Raw genomic sequence first — 19652 nt, forward strand, 5'->3', positions numbered from 1 at the left:
TTATGAATCTTAAAAACTTAATTTGTTTTTTTTTGTTGATTGTAATTGCGACTGTCACCGGTCCCGGATGCGTCTCTGAGGGCGATAACATGTCTGAAGAGGAAACCGGAAACATCGAAGACATTGAAGGTCTCTGGCTTGGAACACTTCAGGTTCAGGCCGGAATGGAATTAAGGCTTTTATTTAATATTTCAACCATGTCTGATGGCTCTGTTAATGCCACCATGGACAGCCTTGACCAGGAAGTTAGCGGCATCCCTGTAGAGTCGGTTAACTATAAGGATAGAAATCTGCGCCTGGGAGTGAAATCTGTTGGAGGCGTTTTTGAAGGGAAACTTAAAGGGGACGGAAAAACTCTCGAAGGAGAATGGAAACAGTTAGGGTCAACTTTTCCGCTTGTACTTTCCCGTATTGAGGAAAAACCTGACACTCGCAGAGCCCAGGACCCTGTTAAACCCTATCCTTACGATGAAGAAGAAGTCTTTTATGAAAATACAGAAGCAGGAGTAACGCTGGCAGGGACTTTAACCCTCCCCCGTTCGGAGGAGCCGTTTCCGGCAGTAATTCTCATAACAGGTTCAGGTGCCCAGAACCGGGATGAAGAGATTATGGGACACCGCCCGTTCCTTGTGCTTTCGGATTATCTGACCCGTCGGGGTATTGCCGTCCTCCGGATCGACGACCGGGGTGTCGGAGGGTCAACCGGAAGCTTCTCGCAGGCCACTACCGAAGATTTTGCAGGGGATGTGCTCGCCGGGATTGAGTACCTGAAAAGCCGCGAAGAAATAGACCCTTCCCGGATCGGGCTTATCGGGCACAGCGAAGGAGGCTTGATTGCCCCGATAGTGGCTGTGAAGTCACCTGATGTTGCATTCATAGTGCTGATGGCAGGCCCGGGTATTCCCGGAGAAGAGATTCTGTACCTCCAGAGCGATCTTATTTCCAGGGTAGAAGGTGTAGACAATGAAACTATAGCCCGGAATTATGCGTTTATGAAAAGCGTGTACTCTGTGGCAAAAGAGGAACAGAATGATACTATTGCCGCAGAAAAACTTCGGAAGCTTATAATGGATGAAGTGGCAAACATGAGCGAAGAAGAAAAACAGAAATCCGGCTACTCTGAAGCTAACTTGGATGTCCGGGTTAACGCTCAGGTCCAGACTCTCATCTCGCCCTGGATGCGCTTTTTCCTGACATACGACCCAAAACCTACCTTGATGCAGGTTAAATGCCCTGTTCTTGCGATAAACGGTGAAAAAGACCTCCAGGTGCCGCCTGAAGAAAATCTGAAGGCAATCGAGGAAGCCCTCAAAGCAGGAGGGAATGAGGACTACACGGTAAAGGAACTGCCAGGGCTCAATCATTTATTCCAGACCGCTCAGACAGGGTCTCCTTCCGAGTACGCGACTATTGAAGAAACAATCTCTCCGACTGCTTTGGAAGTGATAGGGGACTGGATTTCGGAGCACACGCAGGAAAAGTGATCCGACAGGTAACCACCGGGAAAAGAGTGTTTTAGGAGGGTGGGAGAGTATTAGTGTACAGGAGGAAATGAAGACATTTTATTGCCACGAAATGTCATTTTCTTTCAGTATTTTTCCCTGTATCCTTCCTTCTCCTCTCCTTTTCCTTATTTCTCCTTTCCTTTATCCTTATTTTTCCTCATTTTTCCTCATTTTTCCTCATTTTTCCTTTATTTGATTTACAGCAGATGTTCGGGCACTGGCTGTACGGCTGGCTCGTGGACCGCTTCCCGTACCTGTATCAAAAATTCATCAAAACACCTTTTGAACTAAAAATAGAGGACAAAAATTATCACCTTCGCATTGAAAAGATCCATGAGAAAGCAAGAGAGTTCATCGACAAAGAAAGGCTGGATTACCTGATTATGGGACATACTCATGAGCCTGTAGGAGATGACGGCAAACTCTTTGACTGCGGGGATATGATTGATAGCCTTACCTACGTGGTGATTGAAGATGGAAAGCCCAGGCTTGAACAAATGCCCTGAGGAGATGAAAAACGCCCATAGATTGTGAAGTCTGGTTGTCAGGGGGTTAGGTTCCGGAATTTCTAACCTGATCAATTCTTTTTTTCAAAAATATAACCCCTGAAGTGACAGATGAAATAGCTGTTGTTTCTGGAGGGGATATAACATGATCTCTAACATAATCTACGTTAATTTTGAATTTAGAGTATTATAACGTTTTATGGCAGAAACTAAAGTCTGGTCAAGCTTTAATCCTTTTTTCCACCTTATCTTAAATCCTTATTATAAGTATATTTACATTTTTAGACACTCTATATTTTTTGGTCACGAATATTTTCATATCAACGTAAAAAAGAGGAGGAAAATATATGGATTTTAGAAAAAAGTCAAGCAAAAAAATTGTAGTATCCGGTTTAGTTGTCTTGATGCTGTTGGCTCTGTTCGCAACAGGTGCTTCTGCAGCCGACCAGCTGAGGGACAGAGATCAGACCCAACTTAAAGACTGCGATCAAGATGAATCCTGTCAATCCAGCGCTGTTTCCACCTGCGCCGGCGACTGTGACCAGACTCAGGATAGGGACCAGGATAAGAATCAGACCCAACTTAAGGACTGCGATCAGGATAAATCCTGTCAGTCCGGTGCGGTTTCCACCTGTACCGGTGACTGTGACCAGACCCAGGATCGGGACCAGGACAAAGATAAAGCCCAGGATCAGGTTAGAGATCCCGCTAGAGATAGAACCTGTCTTGAGTAAGCCTGATGAAAATAAAATTGGAAGTTCCGAAAAACCCCGCATGATCCTGCATGTAAATAGCATGTAACTTTTCGATAAAATCCGGGGTTTTTCGGAATCTGCCTCAATTTTACTTTTTTTTCCTGGCACTGATTAAATGAAGTTTTAAACTAAAGTTAAATCTTTTTGGATCATCTACTAAGTAAATATTTTTATAATTTAACAGGGGATATCTCTCTAAGTTTTTGTTACGTTTTTTTCAATCCCACCTTAACAGATGTATTTGTGAGAGCCAATGAGTTTTGTTTGCTCTTACTCAAAAGCAGGCTATCGCCCACCTAGATGCTAATGTTAGGTGGGTGGGGCTTTAACCTGTCCATTGCTGCAGCTTTTTCGTTGTCTGCGGCTTTTCTGGTAGTTGTTAATATTGGAGACTTCATTGTAATAGAAAACAAATTCATTATCTGTTCTCCAGAACCCTTTAAAGGCCAGAGATCCGAACTCCCCCCCAGGCGATATGCGATAAATATTATCAAGCCCGACCGGCAGCACATGCTGTTCCTCTTCCAGGCTAAGGTTGAGGATTGCTTCCTCCCGTCCCGAAAAACTCAGGGAGATACTTTTGATGTTGTAAGGATTCGGCTCAAAAACATATGTTTTGCCTGAGATCTTCTCTGCCATATCCGGAAGAGAGGGCACCGGTTCCGGTTCAGGAGGGTTTTGAAGCCGCCGTTATTTTTCTCCTGAAGCTGTTCATAGGCTTCCGGATTTTCCGACAGGGCTTCTTCCAACTTCGGGATGCGAGCAGAAGGGGAGCAAGCTCATCGGGCTCAAAACCTCCATCAGTGGTCACAAGTATAATATTTTTTTTCAGGCCAGACAGTTATGCGTTGACCTCCACGCCCTACTGCTTCGTAAATTCCCGGTACACTATCAGAAATCCACCACTGGTAACCGTATCCATCATTCTCTTCCAGAGAGACGTGCTTTTGAGTTGATGCAGCCATTCATTCAGTCGGAACGACCTGTTTTCCTTCCCATGTACCGTTATTCAGATAGAGGTAGTCCAGTTTTTCCATGTTAAGGAGTCAAACGCAGATCTCCCCATCCGTGGTTGTTTCCCTGAGGGTCCGGTGGGCCAGATGACATTGGAGATTCCAAGAGGCTCAAAGAGGCTTCATCGTTGACGCACTCAAAGCCTGACCTCATGGTAAGAAGGCCTTCAAGCGTCATCACCTCTTTTCTCGCATCAACGTTTTCCACTCTGTGTTCCGGGAAAAGGCCGATGACCGGCCGCCTGCAAACATAGCGAAAAAGTTACTGGTGTATCCAAAATGTCAGTTACAGAATCTGTTATCAAAGAGATCCCTTAACTGCGAGAGTCCCGGAAAAAGAGCTGATGACAGAGGTTCAAATTCCAGTTAGAGAAAAATAAACCCTTTCGGTATAAATTCTTCTGAAGTATATTTTTCCTATAGTATAACTCTTCTGTAGTACAATACCTATTTTCATAGTTCCTATGCAGCTTCAGATTTCTGGAACAGTTTTTTGTCTAATTTTTAAAATGTATTGTAAGTATCAAAGTTATAAGGAAATCAGTATCTAAGTTAAGGAATAGAGAATATTCATTGGTGAAAAAAAGCCCGGTTTCCATGAAATGTGCGCATTTGTAGAATCTATTTTTTTATTTGTCTAATTTGTTTCGTCCAAGTTGATGTGAATCTTCAGTATCCTGTTTGATTGAATGGATATCTGATATTTAGTTTAGTTTTGCGTAAAGAGGGAAAGCCTGTAAAGAATATTTTTATTTCAGATATATCTGCAGGAATCCGGCTATACAATTCAAGACTCGCATTATTATGAAATCCGTAGTTATATTTCTACAAATATTATATTTGTATGAATAATAGTGTTTTACCGATACAATTTGAAATCACTTTCGTTGACCATACAAAGTGAGTACAAAATTTTGCCAATTATGTCTTTTTTAAAAATTAATTCAGATGATTGATTGGTAAAATAATATTTACATAGTGACTCTGTCAACGGGATGGATCGAGAACCAGATCTAAATCGTATTGAAATAAGCAAGAGTCTGGGGGTATACAATGGGAGAACAAACATCTGGCATAAAACAAAAGATACTTTGTGTTTTCACATTAATTTTTGTAATCTCAGCAATATCCGTAGCAGTAAGTGCAGCTAACGGAGATACACCGGGTGAAAACGTAACAGAAACAGATAGCCTAACTGAATCAGCAAATAACGGAACAGAGACTGAAGCTGAAGTAACCGAGACAGAAGCTGAAGTGACCGAGACTGAAGCTGAAGTAACCGAGACTGAAGCAGATGAAACAGAGACTGAAGCTGAAGTAACCGAGACTGAAGCTGAAGTAACCGAGACTGAAGCGGATGAAACAGAGACAGAAGCTGAAGTAACCGAGACAGAAGCTGAAGTAACCGAGACAGAAGCTGAAGTAACCGAGACAGAAGCTGAAGTAACCGAGACAGAAGCTGAAGTAACCGAGACAGAAGCTGAAGTAACCGAGACAGAAGCTGAAGTGACCGAGACTGAAGCTGAAGTGACCGAGACTGAAGCTGAAGTAACCGAGACAGAAGCTGAAGTGACCGAGACTGAAGCTGAAGTAACCGAGACTGAAGCGGATGAAACAGAGACAGAAGCTGAAGTAACCGAGACTGAAGCAGATGAAACAGAGACAGAAGCAGATGTAACTGAGACAGAAGCTGTTGAAACTGCACCGGAAGCTAATGAAACTGAACTTGGCAACAGAACAGAACTGGAGAACATAACAGAACTTGCTGAAACTGAACCGGAAGTTAATGAAACTGAACTTGGCAACATAACAGAACTGGAGAATATAACAGAACTGGAGAACATAACAGAACTGGATAATAATACGCTATCAGAAATCAATTTAACAGAACCCGAAACTAACGAAACAATATCAGTTGCCATGGTATCACCGACAATCGGGACCAATAACGAGGTCTCTGTACTTAATGAATCCACAAACACTACTACCAAGGTGGATGTAGGTCCCGATGCCGGGGGAGTTGCGGTAAATCCTGCGGGAACAAATGTGTATGTGGCGAATGTTAATAACAACACGGTATCCGTAATTGATGCAGCTACAAACGAAGTTAAAGCCAAAGTTGATGTCGGTGATCATCCTTCCGGAATAGCCGTGAACCCTGCTGGGACATACGTGTATGTGACTAATATTGTCAGCAATACTGTCACTGTGATTAACGCAGCTACAAACACTGTTGCAGCCACGGTTGATGTTGGCCAGAATCCTTCCGGAATAGCCGTGAACCCTGCTGGGACATACGTGTATGTGACTAATATTGTCAGCAATACCGTTACTGTGATTAACGCAGCTACAAACACTGTTGCAGCCACGGTTGATGTTGGCCAGAATCCTTCCGGAATTGTAGTGCATCCTGCTGGAACATACGTGTATGTGACTAATATTGTCAGCAATACCGTCACTGTGATTAACGCAGCTACAAACACTGTTGCATCCACGGTTGATGTTGGTGATTATCCTGCTGGAATTGCAATGCACCCTGATGGGAAGTACGTGTATGTGACGAATGTTATCAGCAACACCGTCACCATAATTAACGTAGCTACAAACACCGTTGTATCCACGGTTGATGTTGGCAAGTATCCTGCTGGAATTGAAGCCGTGGGAACAAATGTATATGTGACGAATGTTATCAGCAATACTGTCACCATAATTGACACAACCACAAACATCGTAACAGACACGGTGCCTGTGGAGAGCACCCCCGTCTCGGTTGGGAAATGTGTGTGTCCGCTTCCAATAATTAAACCTAAACCACGCCCTGTTGCAAACTTCGCCAGCAAGGTCGTTTATACTGTGCAGTTCACAGACCGCTCGAAATATGCAACTAAATGGTACTGGAGCTTTGGAGATGGAACATATTCAACAAAGCAGAACCCACTGCACGTATACAAAAAAGCAGGCAAATACACCGTTAAACTAAAAGTATTCAACAAATACGGTGCAAGTTCAAAAACTTATATAGTCAAAGTCTGCACCTGAAAGTATTGGAACAACAAAGGATAACATAAAAAAGACAGGGTAAAAAAAGAATCCAGCATTCTCAATCTCCGGGTTCGAGGGAACTCAGGATGATTCAGGTGCGAGTAAAAAATGAGTAGAACACAGGAAAGCTGGAAGGGTAAAATACCCGTCCAGCATTATTTTTTCCTCAAACCAAAAAATTAAGTGTATGCATTATGAAGCACGACACTTAGGCTTCGTTTATTCAGGGACGTAGTAGCCGTCCGAGAGGGTTTTCAGGAAAGCAACAATTGCCTTTTCTTCCGAATCGTTCAGGCCCAGGTTGCCCATTTCTTCAGTATTTATATTTTCTGGAACTTCAGGCTCTGGCCATTCCACTGACTCGTTATCCCTCGTATTATAGAAGTGGACAATGTCTTCCAGGCTCTTGAAATATCCGTTATGCCCGTATGCTTTGGGGAAATAATTCCCAGGCTGCTGGTTTACGTTCCGAAGCGTTGGAACTTTGTGTTTGCCCTTATTCTCATCGGCAAGTTCTTCCCATTCCGGCACTGTTGCCAGGAAACCTCCGAGTCCAGGGTCAACCCAGTTCGCTCCGTCAGGGTTGATCGGAGAACCGTCATCAAGGTAGACCGTATCCATATCGTAGAAAGGATTATCCGGATTCTTGGGAATACCAAGGTTATCGTAGGTGAAATCCGTAAACAGAGGAGACTCCCCATTAGGCCCGGGAGCACTTGGATGGCAGTTACTACACATAGCTTCACCGTTAAACAGCTCAAGCCCCCATAGCTCCTCATCAGTCAAATCGGCCTCATCTTCCAGGTAGGCGTCATATTTGGAGGAAAACTGGTTTACCTCACTCGAATTCTCATAAGCTGCAATAGCCAGAGCAGCCCTACCATAATTCATATCTATCTCTTCCTGGGTCGCATAGCTTATAGGTTCACCCCAGACACTTTCCCAGAGCCCGGCATATTTCGATGTGGCTATCTGTTCCAGGACAGCTTCCTTACTTGGATTGTTCTGTTCCACAGGATTCAGAAACGGACCCATAGCCTGGTCGGCGGCAGGGTTGCCGAGAATTTCACCTGTGGCTCTTCCGTCCCAGAAATTCCCTCCTACGAACAGTCCTTCAGCTTCATCATAGTGGAAAATAGGGCTTAAAGTGGCATAGGCTGCACTTGGCGGTTTACGGTTTCCAAAGCGCTGAGGCACAGCGCCGCGATATACGGAACCTTTGACGTTAATACCGGCAATCGGTCCGGTATATCCGTATTGTGGAGCATGACAGTCGGCACAGGCCATACTGTCAGGATCTGAAATTTTGTCAAAAAATATTTCTTTCCCAAGCTGTTCCTCGTCATTTAATTCTGCAGAAGCTGACTCAACAAGAATAGTCAGGATCAGAACCAGTAAAAGTGTCCATAACTTTATTTTTGTCAAACAAATCCCCCTTGTTATTCTGGTTTATCCCGGAAAAATCAGATGATGCAAACTGTTGAGTAAAGACGCCACCAACCATCATCCCCGGCAAAGAATTCCACAAGATACTTTTGCGAAATTTGTACATTATATATGGACTGTATTAATAAAAACATTCCTGTTGTATGATTTAAAATATATAATAGGAGATATTAGCCAAAGAAAAAACAAACGTTATTGCCTTCTGAATATTATTGAAAAATGAGCATATAAATATAAAAATCTGGTGTCATTTTTAGCACAGGTTTTGTTAAATAAGTTCAGAAAACAATATACAAAAAACTAAAAGTGTAAAAAGCGCGGGCTGCTAAAGCTTTTATCTTTCTTTCTCAAGGAAAACAACAGTATTGTAGACCGGAGGTTCGGGGTCTACTCTTGCCTGTTCATCAAAACCCTCAGGAAGGTCAAAAAGGCAGTCCCCATTTAGCATCCTGCGTAACCCTTTTTCGTAAATCCTGCAAGAAATCCTGCTTCCTGCAGGCATGACCTCCAGGAGGTGCTCGAAAATCTCTTTCTTGGGTTCAGCCTGGGCTGCTATCATCAGGGCTTTAATCTCTGCATCCGGATTCAGTGCAAAGCCCTCTCCATTCAGCGAAAAATGATTTCCGTTAATTATTTTGATGACTTCGGAAAGCCTGAGTTTTCCCAGCACTTTTTTTGACAGGTTTGCCCGGACAGTGTCCTGTTCGACCCCTGTGCTTTTCACTCCATGCTGCTGGAAAAAGACGATCAGGGTCAGAGGAAGCGGCCCGCTTCCGAGAAAGAAAACCCTGTCCCCCGGGGAAAGCCCGAGGCCTTCATATTCCGTGCGAACCAGTTTGAGATAATTCCCGTAAAAGGGAAAGTTTTTCAGGACAGCCCAGGGTGAGTCGCTCACAAGGATTTCGTTTGCGTGCTCGGTTTCGAGTTTCACGGTATAGAGATTCCTGAACCTGTTGATCTCGGCAAATACAGGTTCCAGTTCTTTTTTTTGAAGGATATTCCATGCAATAACATCTTCAATTTCCAGGTTAACCAGAAAATCAAGTTTCCGAAAAAGTTCTCTGTTCAGGTCCGAGGTCCCGTAAAGTATTTCTTCCTCGGACAGTTTCCTGATATCCCGATACAGACCGAGAATTTCTTTAACAATGTACTCTGGCGAAAGCTCAAGTTTCTTACTGACTTCACCGACCATAACAACCCCATCAATATCTGGACATCCTATGATATATGCCTATTTAATAATTATTTATATATAGAGATTTGAAGGCTTCAGGGACCCGGGCCGTTAAATAATATGAGGTTCGGAAAGCCTATTTTTTTGAGATCCTGGAATATACAGCCAAACCGTTTCACTTAACGTTTATATATAAAAAAATTAAACTGTTGGACTATTAGTGATTTCAGTTCTTAAAGAGGTGTACCCATGAATCCGCTAAAAAAAATAATTTTTGTTCTTTTTTTACTTGTCTGTGTACTGGTATCTGCAGGATGCGTTTCAGAGGAACCTGCAGCAAATGAGGAGAACAGCTTGCTGGCTGAGGATGTAAACGGGGAAGCTGCCGAAGAACAGGTAGGAAGCCTCCGGGATGCCCCAAGTGAAGTTCTGCTTCAGAAAGAAAACATCACTTCTAAGGTCCGGGCTGCTGCTGCCCGTATCGAAGAAACGGGAGAAGAATCCTTCCCGAAATTCAGGCAACCTGAGAGTGAGTGGTTCATAGATGATTTTTATGTTTTCGTCTGGAAAACAGACGGCACACGCCTCGTATATCCTCCTGACCTGAGCGGGGAAGGAGAAAACATGAGCGAGCTTCAGGACTCCATGGGAAAACCCATTGGCAAGCTCTTCATAGAGACAGCTCTCAGTGCCGAGGGAGAGGGCTGGGTGTCATACTACTGGCCAAAACCCAGAGAAAACGAACTTTCCCTTAAATACACATTCATCAAGGGTGTTTCGCTGAACGGCGAGGACTGCCTTGTAGGCTCAGGGTTCTATGCCGATGACTACATCCTGACAAAAAACCTTGATGAATGTGAGCACTTCAGCCGGGAAGGAAACATTTACATTACCAATCTCTTTCACCCGGATCTGTATGATAGGGATGTGTATCTCAATTACAGCATCGCCCACACTATCCTCGCGCCTGGGGAAGCTCTTGCGCCTCACAGGATGAAAAACCCTGAAATCCACTACCTCCTTGAAGGAGAAGGAGTGATCTATATTGAAGACCTGCCTGTCGACCTCAGGCCCGGGCAGATGGTATACATCCCTGCAAACGCAACCCAGTCTACCCATAATACCGGCAGCGTGAACCTTACCTTCCTTGCAATAAACGAGCCGGCCTGGAGAGTGGAAAACGAGGAAATCCTCGAGTGACCCGCTAGAGTTTTAAGAACTCGTTTGAAGCCGGAGGTCACGTGTGAAGAATAGGAAGTTTCAATCCCTTCCAGCTTTTTTCGGACACAGCTCCCCAACAAAATGAAATAAATATCTATGTTTCGTGCCGGTAACCTTGAGGTCAAATGTGGCATCCGGGGAAAACCCAATCATCCAAAAATCTTATCCAGGTCTTCCATGCCAAGGGAGACCTCAAACTCTTTTAATCGATAGAATTTCTTGGCCCGCATGTCATCATCTTCGAGCCGCAGATCACTCTCAACAAATCCGGCTTTTTCAAGGCGCTTCAGGTGAAGGTTAACCACCTGCCTTGAGAGTTCCAGATCCTTGGCAAGCTCGTACACGTACCTCTCCCTTTCGGCAAGCAGGTAGAGGAGCTTTAATCGGATCGGGTGGGACAGGGCCTCGCCTATATCCACAATCTGTTGAAGTGATTTTGTCATCCGGTATACCTTCGTATTTTAGGAGTAAGGACCTGAAACATTCCTTAATTTCTCTTCCCGTATTAAAGTTTAGATTTCTTCCAGCTTGGACTTTATTTCTTCCACCGTTTTCTTTATATCTTCAATATCCTTTTCGATTTTCACAAGCCTTTCATTACCCGGGGCTGCTGAGTACCCTGACCTGTTCAGAAGCACCACCACAGCCCCCACTATGATAAGGATGATGAGGATATTCAGCAAGAAACCCCATACCGAACCATACATGCTGTAACCCATACCGTTCAAAATATACACCTCGAAAAGAGTCAGACTTTCCTTCTTTATCTTTTTTCTTGTTTTGCAGTTTTTTTCCCGTTTTTTTCTTATTTTTCCTTAGATACTCATTTCAACCATAAATATAAAAAATACCCGGTATAGGGAGTCTATTACGAGAATAAAACATAAGAATAAAACCTGTAAAATCAACCTGAAAAATTAAAACAAGTAAAAAGGGGATGGGTTATAGTCAAAATTAGTTGCCATACCCCATGCAGGATCCGGAACCACGCCCGTATCCGGATCCTCGGCCAAACCTGCTGCCTGTCTGATATCCTGCCGGGACATCATATCCTGTATATACTTCACCGGTGACTGAGTCGATTCTTGCCTGTGTGTAGACTCCGTCTTCATCCTCATAGGAGACAATCCACCAGCGGTTCATCTGATATATGTCGTCTTCGGTGATATCTTCATCAATTTCGGCCTGGGCGATTTCAAGAGCCTCATCTATGGTTTCAACTTCAAGCTCTACGGCCCCATCTGCATCGTAGTAAGGGCAGGAGGCGTAATTGCCTGCACCATATCCCGAGTCCGTATTTCTGGCAGCCCATCTGTTCATTAAGCCGGACCCGTAGTTTGCTCCTGTATCATCCGAAGCAACCGCACTGACAACTGCTGCTCCGAAAGCTCCTATCAGCAGTATGGCCAGGAGAATTGTGGTTATACCTTTCTTCATTTTTTTCACCTTCGATTTTTGCTTTTTTGTCTACGTTTTGTTTGCTTTTTTCCTATGGATAATTCTTCACACCATATGTAGTGGTTATACTACATATGTGGGGGTAATGCGATATATACCTTCTGGTCACTACTGCTGTTTTTGCTCAAAATTCAGCGGTACCGTTCGTTCAACCACCCAACAAGGGGTGGGACCCAGCAGAGATTTGCAGCAATGGTCTCAAGGGCTGTGAAGGTCTGGGTTGTCGGGCTGAATCCCGTAATTCTTGCTCCAAGCAGCCCTACGGGGACAATTATGATTACAAAAAGACTTGCAAGCATTACCGGATGACGGATATATCTGGAAAAGCCAGCCCTCCATGACCCTTCGGTACGTTTGAGGAAGAGAATGCCTGAAATATTGGCTCCTATCTGGTCGCTGAGGGCATAGAAATACGGAATATAAAAGCCTTCGATTCCGTAAACATCCACTCCTGCAAGCCTGCTCCCAAAGTCAATTATCCAGGGGATCGAAATCCCGAATAATTTCCCCCAGCCGTAGGCTTCTGCCATGCTTCCTTCAGCTTTTCTGAGCCTCTGGCGGATGGAAAAGATTCCCTCAAAAATGCTTTCTCCTTCACCTGCAAGAGTCCTGACAAGCCACTGCCCTGCAGCGCTCCGCTGGTAACCCTGAAAATCCAGGAAAATTCCTGCAAGAAGCCCTAAAATATAGCCCGGAACTGTATATTTTATCAGTTCGGAGAATTCTTCTCCATTCAATTCCTCTTCGGGATATTCTTCAGCAGAAAGTCCTTTCTTAGTCGATTCTTCAGATAACTCTTCCGTTGTTGCGCCCATTTAATCCCCATCTCAAACTTCTTTTCCTTCTATTCGGAGTGTTAGTTCGGAAAATGAATATAAATGTCATGTCATATCATATAGAGAAGATACATGAACGTTCTGGAATGCAGTACCATTGACATTGCACCTACAATCTCGAGATTGCTGAAAATTCCTATGGTTCCTCCTTCGGGAAGACCGATTCCTGAAGTTGAAAATTATGCGAGCAAGAGAGATTGCAAGAGGGCAGTAATTATCGTAATTGACAGCCTTGGATATTCCCTTTACAGGTACCTCTCTCCTGTAATGAAAAACTTGAATGAGTTTGCCGTAAATGGACTCCTGTTTAGGTGCAGGTCCCCGGCAAACATCACATCTCCTGCAATCGCCTCAATCTTCACAGGGTACCTTCCTGAGGAGCATCACATCTACTCGACCGCGGACATTTACACTGAGACTGCAAAAAATTCCGACAATCCGAAGCTTAGAAGCATCATGGAATGGGCTTACAGGGCGGGGATGAAGGTTGCAACCGTGATCGAGACCGAAGGAGCCGAGAGTTTCAGGGGCAGAATTAAGGATTTTTACGGGGTCCCTAACTCCGAAGATATCCTTGACTATGACAGCCGAATAACGGAATATGCATTGCAGTCCCTCAGGGAAAACCCCGATATCCTGGCTGTCCATCTCAGGACTCTTGACCGTTACTCCCACAGGGCAGAGACCTGGAAGGAAATGAAAAAAGCCGCAAAGGCCATAGATGGAAATCTTGAAGCAATCTTTCGGAAAGCCGAAAAAGGAACCATTTTCTTCATCTGCGGGGATCATGCTGTTCACGGGGGAAAAAAATGGTTAAAAAATGCCACGCATGAAGAAATCAAAAACCATGAGGATAATTATGTTGCCCTGATTGTGGGCTGTTACTAAAAATGTTATCCTTTTCCCGGATGATATCACTTTTGCGGTGATATCACTTTCTTCTTTTGCCTCTTTTCATTAACGAAACAATGAAAACTACTCCTGCAAGCCCGAGGAAGGAAGGGATCCAGGGGGAGATTCTCTGCTCCACCTCGGGTAAGGAATCCCCTATGGATTCTGGTAAGGAATCGTCAACAAAATCTTCGACGTTTTTCCGAACTTTGAGTGTTTCATTTTCCAGAGCCAGTTTAGTTTCCGTAAGAGTGTTCGAGCTGGCAGTAGAGATAACCGAATCTTTTATAGCTTCGAATTCTTCCCTGTGGATAATTCTGGCAATTCCCGTTTCCTCGCCTCCGCCGTTAGAATCTGATTCGGAGTTTTCAGTTACTTCTTCATTAATTATTTTCTCAGCATCGGCGAGTTTATCTACAGTATCGCTGGCATATTCTGCAATAGAATTTCTCGGGTTATCTGTGTTTTCTGACCTTGTGATAGGTTCGGGGTTCCCTGCGTCTTCTAATGCATCCTTACCAGTTTCATTAACGACGCTACATCCGTCGTTTTCATCAGAGTTGCCCTTGTTTGCAGCATCATCCGAACTTTCTATACTCTCGGCAGGCAGGGCGTTTACGACTATAGATGCCGAAGATGTTCCGTTTTCATTTGTAGCTGCAATGGAAACCGTATAACTCCCGGGGGAGCAGAAAGTATGCATGGGTACCGGGCAGCAGGAAGTCTTGCCATCCCCGAAGTACCAGATAATGCAGTCTGCATTCTCGGAAATATCAACAAATTTTATAACAAGAGGGATATGTCCGCTTGTGGTGTTATATATGAATTGTGCTTTCGGAAGTATGGGACCTTCCAGTTCGGAAGCATCTCGAACATTTATCGTTACAGATGCCGAGTCACTCCCGTTCTCATTGCTGGCGTTAAGGGTGACACTATAAGTTCCTTCGCTTAAATAAGTGTGCTGAGGATTCGGATAACTTGAGGAATTTCCGTCTCCAAAGTCCCAAAGCCGTGAGGCAGCATTTTCCGAAAAATCCTTGAACCTGACTACGAGGGGGGTATAACCTTCGGTCACATCTGATGTGAAAAGGGCTTTGGGAAGTACCGGAGTTTCCTGACTATATTCTATTAAAGGTCTGTAGTCCATACTTCCGTCTTTAGGGTTAATAGCATATGGAGTATCTCCTATCCCGTCTTCGTTTTCATCCTTACTTCCATAATCACTCCAGTAGTTGCCTTTGCTCTTATTCCAGATATTGAACTTATTATCCCTGGCATTTTCTGCGTTGTCGAAGTAGTTGCCGTATATGATGTTCTCAGAAGAAGCCAGCAGTTTGAGCCCACAGTCCTCGTTTGCATATACCATATTATTGGTTAACAGATTATTTCTGGAATTGAGCAGATAAATCCCCGCTTCCTGATTTGAAATTTTGTTGCCGTTTATTACACAGTTTTCAACATTGTTCAGGAAAATTCCACAGCGACCATCAGTTATTGAAAAAAAGTTTATCTTTACATCATTGGCAACAACTTCAAAAACGTAACTTACGGGAGTATCTCCCGCAATAAAGGTATCATCGGGATTTCCGGAAGCTGACTCAATAGTTAAATTTTTCTTGTTAACGTGGACACTTTCGTTATATTTTCCGGACTCTATGAAGATGATATCCCCAGGAGATGCTGAATCTACTGCATCCTGAATAGATTCTCCAGGCCAAACACGAAATTCTGACGCCGTTCCAATCTCTGAAACTGAAATCAAAATAAAAATTGCCATTAAAAAGCAGGTTCGTCTGAAAGTTTGTGTTTGTGCCATTTTAGCCCCCACAAATATCCGGAAATTTACTTAACAAGTTTTTATAAGGAAAGGATATAAAATTGTTGGTTTAAATAAATATTAATAAAAAGATATTAAAATTTAAATTAATAAAAAATTAAACAGAATTAAAAATTAAATAGGGTGAAAAATAGTAATCAATAAAGTATGAAAAGAATAACCTGTTTTTTGACTATGCTGTTGTACAGGTTGCAGGGTTATTCAGACTACTGGTTGTATAAGTTGCGGAGTTATTGGGCTGGAAAACTCTATTGATTAAATGATTGGACAGGTTAATTGATTATTTGACTACGGTTGTATAAGCATAGATTTGTTAGGTTACAGATTGTATATGCATAAATTTGTTAGGGTTGCAGGTTATATATTATATATTTGTTAATTATATATTTGTTAGGCTATTGTGTTTTATACAAATGTGTCATGGGCTGCAAACTGTATGTATATGGCTTCGTAGACTATTGGTTCTTATCTTCCCGGGATCAAAGTTTCCTTGGTGGTTAATAGTTCCACACGTGGTTGATGGTTTTATTTATTGTTTTATTTATTGGGCAGAGCATTCGTCCGCTAAGTAACCCACTATCAACTAAATGGTCAGTTATCCACTATCTACTTAGATCCACTGTCTACTCAGCAGCTCACTCGCATCGTTTTATTTTCAACTCTTCCCTAATTCTTTGTACGCATCCCCGTTTCCGTTATAAACTTTTTTTTCTTTTCCAGGCAAAAATAATTCAAAGTTCTTGAACTGCAATCACAAATGGTAATGTATATTAATGATAATTTTCAATGGTTCTGGAAGAATTTTTTCCGAAAGGTTCAGGTAAACCTGGGTAGAGCGCAAAGGTTTTTATGTAAATATTCAAGTTAGGTTTCTTAAAAAATCCAGCCGGAGAAGATTTCACTATGCAGGAAAAAATAAAAGAAATTGCAGCTCGAGTCCGTGAACTGCGGGAACTGTCTGAAATTTCTGTCGAAAAAATGGCAGAGTATCTTCAGGTCTCAGTTGAGACCTACGAGAAATACGAAAGCGGAACAGAGGACATTCCGGCAAGCATACTTTTTGAAATTGCACACAGGTTGCAGGTGGACATGGCTACTCTTCTGACAGGAGAAGAGCCTCGCATGAATATTTTTACCGTCACAAGGAACGGAAAAGGGGTAAGTGTCGAGAGGAGAAAACAGTACAAATATCAGAACCTGGCTGAAAAATTCATCCACAAAAAAGCGGAGTTCTTCATTGTGACGGTCGAGCCCAAACCCCAGGGAACAAAACCTGAAACCAATTCCCATCCGGGACAGGAATTCAATTATGTGCTTGAGGGAAGCCTGAAGGTCTACATCCACCATAATGAGATAATTCTTAATGAAGGGGACTCTATTTATTTCGATTCCAACTTTGAACACGCTATGGAAGCTATCGGAGGAGAACCCGCCAGGTTCCTGGCCGTTATAATGTAACCGTATAATGTAACTTCATTTAAAAGGGGACTGTACTCACAATATAACCTTACTCATAATGTAACCATGTTTCAAAGCTCTGAATACTTTATAAATACTTTATAAGATCTGCAGAATTTCAAGATAAAGGGAAAAGTCCTGGAGTTTTTTTGAAATATAAATACAGCCTCCAGAAGCCTGATAACTATAAAATTTGTAGAGAATATCAATTAAAACGGGTGTCCAGAATGACTTCCTTGCTGAGCCAATTTGTTTCCAAAACCGATTTCGAATCCTATGAGGATTTCCAGGAAAACTTCAAAATACTGGTTCCTGAAAACTTCAACTTTGCCTATGATGTGGTCGATGCCTATGCAAGAAATTTTCCTGAGAAGCTTGCCATGATCTGGTGTGACGATTTCGGAAATGAGAGAATTTTTACTTTCAAAGACCTGAAGTATTACAGTGACAAAGCTGCAAATTTCTTTGTAAAGCACGGCATAGGCAAAGGCGACTATGTAATGCTTACCTTAAAGAGCCGCTACGATTTCTGGTTCTGCATCCTGGGGCTTCACAAGCTCGGAGCAATAGCCGTGCCTGCAACCCACATGCTAAAAACCAGGGATATTGTATACAGAATCGAAAGAGCCGGGCTGAAAATGATCGTCTGCATCGCCGAAGATGATGTCCCGGAACAGGTAGACGAAGCCCATGCCGAATGTGGGGATGTGCCTCTTAAAAAAGCCAAGGTAGGAGGAGAAGCCCGGGAAGGCTGGATTGATTTCAGAAAAGAACTTGAGGAAAGTTCTCCGGTCTTCGAACGTCCTGCAGGTGAGGCTGCGACAAAGAACGAAGACATCTGCCTTGTCTACTTCTCTTCCGGAACCGCCGGTTTCCCGAAAATGGTAGAACATGACAACACCTATCCCCTTGGCCATATCCTGACCGCAAAATACTGGCAGAACGTGGAGGAAGACGGGCTGCACTATACCGTTGCGGACAGCGGCTGGGGTAAATGTGTCTGGGGCAAGCTCTACGGGCAGTGGATAGCCGGCTGTGCGGTTTTTGTCTATGATTATGATCGGTTCGAAGCCAGAAACATGCTTGAGAAAGCCACAAAATATGGGGTCACCACCTTCTGCGCTCCGCCCACGATCTATCGTTTTCTGATTAAAGAAGACCTGTCCCACTACAACTTCAGTACGCTGAAATATGCAGTCGTTGCAGGTGAACCCCTCAACCCTGAAGTATTTAACCGCTTCCTTGAGTTCACCGGAATCAAACTCATGGAAGGTTTCGGGCAGACTGAAACCGTTGTCACGATTGCGACCTTCCCGTGGATGGAACCAAAACCCGGGTCTATCGGAAAGCCCACTCCCGGATATAAGATTGAGCTTATGGACAGGGACGGAAGGCTCTGCGAGGTTGGAGAAGAAGGGGAAATCGTCATCAACACGACAAAAAGAAAACCGATAGGGCTCTTTGCCCACTATGGAAAGGATCCTAAAAGGACAGCGGAAGCCTGGCATGACGGCTACTACCATACCGGAGATATGGCCTGGATGGATGAAGACGGATACCTGTGGTTTGTGGGAAGGGCCGACGACATAATCAAGACCTCGGGATATAAAGTCGGGCCCTTTGAAGTAGAAAGTGCTCTTATCCAGCACCCGGCTGTACTCGAGTGTGCAATCACGGGAGTTCCGGACCTTATCAGAGGTCAGGTCATCAAGGCGACTATTGTGCTTACAAAGGATTACACTCCGAGTGATGCTCTTAAGAAAGAGCTTCAGAATCACGTAAAAAATGTCACGGCTCCTTATAAGTATCCCCGGATTGTGGAATTCGTCCCCGAACTCCCGAAGACCATCAGCGGAAAAATCCGCAGGGTTGAAATCCGTGATAAGGACCAGAGCCTATGAGCTCCGTGCAGAAGGGCTAATTTGCAGTTATGGCCGTGAGCTTTGTTGAAAAGTGAATAACAAAGCTACAGTTTTTCTTTTTCCTTCGTATAAGGAGGGAATCCTGATCAAATCAGAAAAAGGAAAAGAAAGAAAAGAAATAAGTACTTTAAACTTTTCCTGAAAAGTTTGCTCAAGGAAGAGATAATTCGGATTTACTTTTTAATAGATGCTGTAATTCAATAGGATTATAATTTACGAATAAAAGAGATTCAAGAAGATTAGAATTCAGAAAGCCCCTTAAAAATGATAGCCTCTCCTGTCTGCCATAATACCGGCTGGAGAAAAACAGGGACTGGAAGAATAGCGTGAGGATTCTATATGGCAAAAAATGATGAAAAAGAACCGTACCCTGTTATCAACATTCTGGAGTGCAAGGCCTGTGGGCGCTGCCTTCTTGCCTGCCCGAAGAACGTGCTTTTCATGAGTGATAACCTGAACGCCCGGGGTTACCACTACGTAGAGTATAAAGGAGAAGGCTGTTCAGGCTGTGCGAGCTGCTATTATACCTGCCCTGAACCCCTTGCACTGGAAATCCATATTCCCCTTAAAAAGGAGGAAGCCGAATAA

General features: G+C 43.5%; 19 protein-coding genes. 8 read left to right on the plus strand and 11 right to left on the minus strand.

Translation table 11 applies throughout. The features are described 5' to 3' along the window. The first annotated feature begins 89 nt into the window (after window positions 1-89). Window positions 90-1484: an alpha/beta hydrolase family protein gene (locus MSSIT_RS07545; RefSeq protein WP_048171326.1), complete on the plus strand. Its 1395-nt coding sequence runs from the start codon at window positions 90-92 to the stop codon at window positions 1482-1484. A 227-nt stretch (window positions 1485-1711) separates the two neighbouring features. After that, entirely contained in the window at window positions 1712-2011 is a 300-nt protein-coding gene (locus tag MSSIT_RS07550; RefSeq protein WP_048171328.1) for a hypothetical protein, read from the plus strand. A gap of 392 nt (window positions 2012-2403) precedes the next feature. On the opposite strand, the gene MSSIT_RS23030 is transcribed toward MSSIT_RS07550, so the two are convergent. From MSSIT_RS23030 to MSSIT_RS07565, 4 genes are all read right to left on the minus strand, one after another. After that, a complete protein-coding gene (locus MSSIT_RS23030) occupies window positions 2404-2874 on the minus strand; it encodes a hypothetical protein (RefSeq protein ID WP_148705154.1) in 471 nt (156 codons plus the stop codon). Window positions 2875-3075: 201 nt separating this feature from the next. Beyond that, entirely contained in the window at window positions 3076-3405 is a 330-nt protein-coding gene (locus tag MSSIT_RS07560) for a hypothetical protein (protein WP_156158816.1), read from the minus strand. Window positions 3406-3566: 161 nt separating this feature from the next. After that, window positions 3567-3731, minus strand: coding sequence for a hypothetical protein (locus MSSIT_RS23035; protein ID WP_156158817.1), 165 nt, complete (start codon window positions 3729-3731; stop codon window positions 3567-3569). Window positions 3732-3804: 73 nt separating this feature from the next. Beyond that, window positions 3805-3957 (minus strand): hypothetical protein, encoded by a 153-nt coding sequence (locus tag MSSIT_RS07565; RefSeq protein ID WP_156158818.1) that lies wholly within the window; start codon window positions 3955-3957, stop codon window positions 3805-3807. Between the two features lie 875 nt (window positions 3958-4832). On the opposite strand from MSSIT_RS07565, the gene MSSIT_RS21155 reads away from it, so the two are divergent. Next, window positions 4833-6818, plus strand: coding sequence for a YVTN family beta-propeller repeat protein (locus MSSIT_RS21155; protein ID WP_052721570.1), 1986 nt, complete (start codon window positions 4833-4835; stop codon window positions 6816-6818). 222 nt (window positions 6819-7040) lie between these two features. Here MSSIT_RS21155 and MSSIT_RS07575 read toward each other — a convergent pair whose 3' ends face one another. Next, on the minus strand, window positions 7041-8246 hold the full coding sequence (locus MSSIT_RS07575) for a cytochrome-c peroxidase (RefSeq protein ID WP_231590469.1): 1206 nt from the start codon (window positions 8244-8246) through the stop codon (window positions 7041-7043). A 355-nt stretch (window positions 8247-8601) separates the two neighbouring features. Further along, the gene (locus MSSIT_RS07580; RefSeq protein WP_048171335.1) at window positions 8602-9459 is read right to left on the minus strand and encodes a nicotianamine synthase family protein; all 858 of its coding nucleotides are present in this window, start codon (window positions 9457-9459) and stop codon (window positions 8602-8604) included. A 231-nt stretch (window positions 9460-9690) separates the two neighbouring features. On the opposite strand from MSSIT_RS07580, the gene MSSIT_RS07585 reads away from it, so the two are divergent. After that, window positions 9691-10641, plus strand: a complete 951-nt coding sequence (locus MSSIT_RS07585) for a cache domain-containing protein (protein ID WP_048171338.1) — start codon at window positions 9691-9693, stop codon at window positions 10639-10641. A gap of 170 nt (window positions 10642-10811) precedes the next feature. Here the strand turns inward: MSSIT_RS07585 and MSSIT_RS07590 are convergent, their stop codons facing one another. The 4 genes from MSSIT_RS07590 to MSSIT_RS07605 all read right to left on the minus strand — a co-directional run bounded on the left by MSSIT_RS07590 (window position 10812) and on the right by MSSIT_RS07605 (window position 12935). Next, on the minus strand, window positions 10812-11105 hold the full coding sequence (locus MSSIT_RS07590) for an ArsR/SmtB family transcription factor (RefSeq protein WP_048171340.1): 294 nt from the start codon (window positions 11103-11105) through the stop codon (window positions 10812-10814). Window positions 11106-11174: 69 nt separating this feature from the next. Continuing rightward, window positions 11175-11390: a hypothetical protein gene (locus MSSIT_RS07595; protein ID WP_048171342.1), complete on the minus strand. Its 216-nt coding sequence runs from the start codon at window positions 11388-11390 to the stop codon at window positions 11175-11177. A 226-nt stretch (window positions 11391-11616) separates the two neighbouring features. After that, window positions 11617-12099, minus strand: a complete 483-nt coding sequence (locus MSSIT_RS07600) for a PepSY domain-containing protein (protein ID WP_048171344.1) — start codon at window positions 12097-12099, stop codon at window positions 11617-11619. Between the two features lie 152 nt (window positions 12100-12251). Further along, a complete protein-coding gene (locus MSSIT_RS07605; RefSeq protein ID WP_048171346.1) occupies window positions 12252-12935 on the minus strand; it encodes a hypothetical protein in 684 nt (227 codons plus the stop codon). 93 nt (window positions 12936-13028) lie between these two features. On the opposite strand from MSSIT_RS07605, the gene MSSIT_RS07610 reads away from it, so the two are divergent. Then, window positions 13029-13844, plus strand: a complete 816-nt coding sequence (locus MSSIT_RS07610) for an alkaline phosphatase family protein (protein ID WP_048171348.1) — start codon at window positions 13029-13031, stop codon at window positions 13842-13844. 43 nt (window positions 13845-13887) lie between these two features. Here the strand turns inward: MSSIT_RS07610 and MSSIT_RS07615 are convergent, their stop codons facing one another. Continuing rightward, the gene (locus tag MSSIT_RS07615) at window positions 13888-15663 is read right to left on the minus strand and encodes a PKD domain-containing protein (RefSeq protein ID WP_048171350.1); all 1776 of its coding nucleotides are present in this window, start codon (window positions 15661-15663) and stop codon (window positions 13888-13890) included. A gap of 924 nt (window positions 15664-16587) precedes the next feature. On the opposite strand from MSSIT_RS07615, the gene MSSIT_RS07620 reads away from it, so the two are divergent. The 3 genes from MSSIT_RS07620 to MSSIT_RS07630 all read left to right on the plus strand — a co-directional run bounded on the left by MSSIT_RS07620 (window position 16588) and on the right by MSSIT_RS07630 (window position 19652). Further along, window positions 16588-17142 (plus strand): helix-turn-helix domain-containing protein, encoded by a 555-nt coding sequence (locus MSSIT_RS07620; protein ID WP_048171352.1) that lies wholly within the window; start codon window positions 16588-16590, stop codon window positions 17140-17142. A gap of 227 nt (window positions 17143-17369) precedes the next feature. Continuing rightward, on the plus strand, window positions 17370-19043 hold the full coding sequence (locus MSSIT_RS07625) for an AMP-binding protein (RefSeq protein ID WP_048171355.1): 1674 nt from the start codon (window positions 17370-17372) through the stop codon (window positions 19041-19043). A gap of 360 nt (window positions 19044-19403) precedes the next feature. Next, window positions 19404-19652 carry a 4Fe-4S dicluster domain-containing protein gene (locus tag MSSIT_RS07630; protein ID WP_048171357.1) on the plus strand — a complete coding sequence of 83 codons (249 nt, stop codon included), beginning with the start codon at window positions 19404-19406 and terminating at the stop codon, window positions 19650-19652.

The organism is Methanosarcina siciliae T4/M, assembly GCF_000970085.1.
Classification (GTDB): Archaea; Halobacteriota; Methanosarcinia; order Methanosarcinales; family Methanosarcinaceae; genus Methanosarcina; species Methanosarcina siciliae.

Excerpts from the sequence above, each read along its gene's own strand:
- MSSIT_RS07545 (WP_048171326.1), top strand. The coding sequence starts at position 90 with ATGTCTGAAGAGGAAACCGGAAACATCGAAGACATTGAAGGTCTCTGG.
- MSSIT_RS07550 (WP_048171328.1), top strand. The coding sequence starts at position 1,712 with ATGTTCGGGCACTGGCTGTACGGCTGGCTCGTGGACCGCTTCCCGTAC.
- MSSIT_RS07560 (WP_156158816.1), bottom strand. The coding sequence starts at position 3,405 with ATGGCAGAGAAGATCTCAGGCAAAACATATGTTTTTGAGCCGAATCCT.
- MSSIT_RS23035 (WP_156158817.1), bottom strand. The coding sequence starts at position 3,731 with ATGGCTGCATCAACTCAAAAGCACGTCTCTCTGGAAGAGAATGATGGA.
- MSSIT_RS07565 (WP_156158818.1), bottom strand. The coding sequence starts at position 3,957 with ATGACGCTTGAAGGCCTTCTTACCATGAGGTCAGGCTTTGAGTGCGTC.
- MSSIT_RS21155 (WP_052721570.1), top strand. The coding sequence starts at position 4,833 with ATGGGAGAACAAACATCTGGCATAAAACAAAAGATACTTTGTGTTTTC.
- MSSIT_RS07580 (WP_048171335.1), bottom strand. The coding sequence starts at position 9,459 with ATGGTCGGTGAAGTCAGTAAGAAACTTGAGCTTTCGCCAGAGTACATT.
- MSSIT_RS07585 (WP_048171338.1), top strand. The coding sequence starts at position 9,691 with ATGAATCCGCTAAAAAAAATAATTTTTGTTCTTTTTTTACTTGTCTGT.
- MSSIT_RS07590 (WP_048171340.1), bottom strand. The coding sequence starts at position 11,105 with ATGACAAAATCACTTCAACAGATTGTGGATATAGGCGAGGCCCTGTCC.
- MSSIT_RS07600 (WP_048171344.1), bottom strand. The coding sequence starts at position 12,099 with ATGAAGAAAGGTATAACCACAATTCTCCTGGCCATACTGCTGATAGGA.
- MSSIT_RS07605 (WP_048171346.1), bottom strand. The coding sequence starts at position 12,935 with ATGGGCGCAACAACGGAAGAGTTATCTGAAGAATCGACTAAGAAAGGA.
- MSSIT_RS07610 (WP_048171348.1), top strand. The coding sequence starts at position 13,029 with ATGAACGTTCTGGAATGCAGTACCATTGACATTGCACCTACAATCTCG.
- MSSIT_RS07615 (WP_048171350.1), bottom strand. The coding sequence starts at position 15,663 with ATGGCACAAACACAAACTTTCAGACGAACCTGCTTTTTAATGGCAATT.
- MSSIT_RS07620 (WP_048171352.1), top strand. The coding sequence starts at position 16,588 with ATGCAGGAAAAAATAAAAGAAATTGCAGCTCGAGTCCGTGAACTGCGG.
- MSSIT_RS07625 (WP_048171355.1), top strand. The coding sequence starts at position 17,370 with ATGACTTCCTTGCTGAGCCAATTTGTTTCCAAAACCGATTTCGAATCC.
- MSSIT_RS07630 (WP_048171357.1), top strand. The coding sequence starts at position 19,404 with ATGGCAAAAAATGATGAAAAAGAACCGTACCCTGTTATCAACATTCTG.